The sequence below is a fragment of the Chryseobacterium ureilyticum genome (assembly GCF_900156735.1).
Classification (GTDB): Bacteria; Bacteroidota; Bacteroidia; order Flavobacteriales; family Weeksellaceae; genus Chryseobacterium; species Chryseobacterium ureilyticum.
In genome coordinates this window covers 1-3,845 of record NZ_FTOL01000020.1, presented here as the reverse complement: position 1 = coordinate 3,845, position 3,845 = coordinate 1, and the positions used below count along the sequence as shown (strand labels likewise).

General features: G+C 32.4%; 5 protein-coding genes. All 5 read left to right on the top strand.

Annotated elements, in window-relative coordinates; translation table 11 throughout:
* The coding region (locus BW983_RS24260; RefSeq protein ID WP_139329361.1) for an RHS repeat-associated core domain-containing protein at positions 1 to 1,146 on the top strand (1,146 nt) is incomplete at its 5' end.
* Between the two features lie 10 nt (positions 1,147 to 1,156).
* On the top strand, positions 1,157 to 1,489 hold the full coding sequence (locus tag BW983_RS23605; protein WP_076554307.1) for a hypothetical protein: 333 nt from the start codon (positions 1,157 to 1,159) through the stop codon (positions 1,487 to 1,489).
* Positions 1,490 to 1,935: 446 nt separating this feature from the next.
* Entirely contained in the window at positions 1,936 to 2,958 is a 1,023-nt protein-coding gene (locus BW983_RS23770) for an RHS repeat-associated core domain-containing protein (protein WP_084184667.1), read from the top strand.
* Between the two features lie 4 nt (positions 2,959 to 2,962).
* A complete protein-coding gene (locus BW983_RS23595; RefSeq protein ID WP_076554305.1) occupies positions 2,963 to 3,325 on the top strand; it encodes a hypothetical protein in 363 nt (120 codons plus the stop codon).
* Positions 3,326 to 3,534: 209 nt separating this feature from the next.
* Positions 3,535 to 3,845: hypothetical protein (locus BW983_RS23590; protein WP_139329360.1), on the top strand; the 311-nt coding region annotated here is incomplete at its 3' end.

Below are 3,845 nucleotides of genomic sequence, written 5' to 3'. Positions count from 1 at the left end.
AAAAATCAATATATTTACCAGTACAAGGATCACCTTGGAAACGTGAGAATAAGCTTTGGAAGAACCAGCGCAGGCGCTCTTGAAATTACAGATGCTAATGATTATTATCCATTTGGAATGAACCACCTAAAAACCGGAAATGCTTTCTTTGGACAGGGGAATTATAAGAACTACAAGTACAACGGCAAGGAACTTCAGGAAACGGGAATGTATGATTATGGGGCAAGATTCTATATGCCCGATATTGGAAGATGGGGTGTGGTAGATCCTTTGGCGGAAACTTCTCGTCGTTGGTCAACTTACACTTACGCTTATAACAATCCTATAAGATTTATTGACCCTGATGGACGAGAAGGGACGGATTGGGTACACAATAGAGAGACTAATCAGGTTTATTGGAATAATGATGCTACAAGTCAAGCAACGGCAGGGGAAAATGAAACTTATTTAGGAAAATCCGGAACATTTACTGCTTATGACGGAACTACTACGTATTTGGGTCCAAATGGTTCGAATGATTATAAGAATAATTCTTTATTGGGTGCAACTGGATCATTAACTAACTTAGACCCCTTAATTAAAGCAGGTGATTTTGCACCAGGAATGAGCATCGCTGCTTTTGGAAATAATGATGGTTCATACATTAGAGCTACTCCTGATAATCCTTTTGCGAATCCTTCCTCTCAATTAGCTTATAATGGATTAATAGGTATGCAAATGGCTGCGTCTGGAATTGCTGTGGAAGCTGCATTAGGCGCAGTAGGAATTACAGGTGGGCTATCTTTATCTACTACTGGTTCTGTCGCTGGTGATGGATTAGGTGGTTTAGGAGTGCAAGTTGTTAATCCAACGAATAGTGGTTTTGCCGGAGTTGTTAATAATTCAAGAGCCTTGTGGGGTACTACTCAACAACAGATGTCATCTCATTTAGGAGAAGGTTGGACCTCAGGAAGCTACGGGAGTAACGGAATGGGGTGGAAACTTACAAATGGAGATAAATCTGTTTTTTATAATCAAAGTAGTTCAGCTCATGGAGGAGCTGAATACTGGGGATTTTCTTCAGCAGAATTGGGTAAAACTAAAATTATAAATCCATCAACTTACCTTCCAAGGATAGGAGATAAAGCAACTATTCTTCCTCATTAAATCAAATAATATGGAGACAAAAAAATTATACGAATACTTTTTAGATACTTTATCCCATTGTGGTTCCTTTATTCTTGATTCCAGTAAGGAAGTTATTGAGTATGAAATTTTTGAAGAATTTGATATTGGAATTATTTCTTTTTTATATGAGGACTCACTGAAGCAGTTGTTAGATTCAAAATTTATTACTTATGATATATATAATAGATCTTTACTAATAAGGAAGAAACTATTACAATTACAAGAACTGAATTTATGGAAAATAGATTTAGTAAAAACTAATGAAAAATGGAGAGAAGTTATTATGCTTTGTGATGAAGTAAAAGATATGATAAAAAAATAATTCCCCCGCTCTGCGAAGTTTATAACTTCGAAGCAGGCAAAAAAAAGAACCCTCGCAAATTGCGAGGGTTTTATTTTATTTAGCAAACGCCTGTTTTGTTTTAAAATTTTGAATAATGTTATCCACGAGAAAGAACAAATGTTCTTTGGTTGCAGGATCGAGTTTGTCGATATCTTCGATGCGCTTCATTACTTCTTTATCATAAGAAGAAATCTCACCTTCCCCAATTAAATAATTAACAGTTACATTACAGCACCGTTAATCCTACAAGTTGTTTGTCTACTTCGTCCTGCGACATCCTTTATCTTTTCTTCCCTCTGTAAGAAGTTTACCAAAGCTTATAGATTTTATAAATGTATTAAAATGATAAGAAATTAAAATTTTCATGAATCTGATTTGATAAGCTTACAGTTATGAGACTTATAAATTGAGATTGTTTTGATTTTGTGAAAAATCAATATATTTACCAGTACAAGGATCACCTTGGAAACGTGAGAATAAGCTTTGGCAGAACCAGCGCAGGCGCTCTTGAAATTACAGATGCCAATGATTATTATCCATTTGGAATGAACCACCTAAAAACCGGAAATGCCTTCTTTGGACAGGGGAATTATAAGAACTACAAGTACAACGGCAAGGAACTTCAGGAAACCGGAATGTATGATTACGGAGCGAGGCTGTATATGTCAGATCTTGGTAGATGGGGCGTGGTGGATCCGTTGGCAGAAACTTCCAGACGTTGGTCGACCTATACTTATGCATTTAATAATCCATTAAGATTTATAGATCCGGATGGTATGGAAAATCAAGACATCCACCTTTTAGGAAATTTGGCAGATAAAGCACTTGAGCAATTAAATGCAAATAGTAGTCTTACTATGACAAAGGATTCAAATGGTAAATTAGAAACAGCTAATCTGAGTAAAAGTGATTATAATAATTTATCTGCAACTGATAAAGTTTTATATAATGGTATAAAGGATTCTAATATTGACTCTAAAATATATGCTGATAATAATAATATAACTCCTGATGGAGGATTAATTCCTGGAGGATCTTTTGGTGGAGCTAACTATGATTCGGCAACAAAAATTAGTACAGGAACTCAGTACACAAACCCTGAAGTATTAGGTAATGCAGAAAGCTTTACGGGAACACAAAAAGGGACAGGAATGACTCATGAGGTTGTCGAAAATGTACTTATTACTCAGGAGTCTTTCAAAACAAAAAGTGATGTTCCGATAAAAACAGCGTTAAATTCTAGTCCAATATTTGATAAATTTCATGATCAAACAAGAAGCATGATGCCGTATGATAATTTAGTGATATCAGCTAGAACAAGATTTGAGACAGCTGGAACAACCAGAAAATATTACGAAGGTTTTGCTGGAAAAAAAGATGCTAACGGAAAAATTCAGACGCAACCTTTATATAAAGTTTATTCAGATGATAAAAGATTAAAAAAATAATCCCATGAAAAATATAGTTTTTTTATTTTTTTTCGTTCTTTACAGTTGTCAAACAAACAATGTAATTATTTGTTCAAAACCGATCCATATAACAAGGAAAATAATCTCTTTTAAAGAAAATAAAGAGGTTAATATATTAATAGCAGATAATAATGATATTATAGAAGTATTTAAAGAAAACACATCTAATAATTGTAAAAAAATTAAATTAGGAAAAAGCTATTCTTTAAAAATAATTCCTGTGAGTGATTTAATACAGCAAGGTGTTGAATCTCCCAATGAATACATTTTAAATGACTCAACTATAATTAAATATAGTCATTATTATACTTTAGAAAAAAAGCAAAATGTTTGTATAATAAAATAAGGAATTACCTATTCAAAATTACCATTTACCAATATAAAAAGTTACCTTAAGTAATTACTAAAACAATCTTTTAAAAATTGTAAGAATTCAAATAACAATAAAAATTACTCCAGAATAGAGAACGAATGCGATTAATTTAGTAGAACAACAACCAAAGCTAGATAATGAGAAATTCTAATAATATAATTGTTTGCATCTTACTTTGTTTTATGAGTTGTTCAGCAATTAAGATAACAGAAGTATATGGTAAAGAGATGGAAATTGTTGAAAGTGTACGTGCAAAAGTGATGATTAAAAATCTAAAAGCAGAAAGCAAAAATAAATCATTTTTAGTTTTTGCATCTGATTTTGATAACATGATAACTGTTAAGAATGGAGATAGTATAGTTCTTAATGAAATGAATAAAACATTACCAATGTTGGGGTATACGAACTCCTGTATTATTTTAAATAATAAAGAGGTGACAATTATAATTGATCATAAACAAACAATAAAATTAAATAAAAAACAATTACCAAA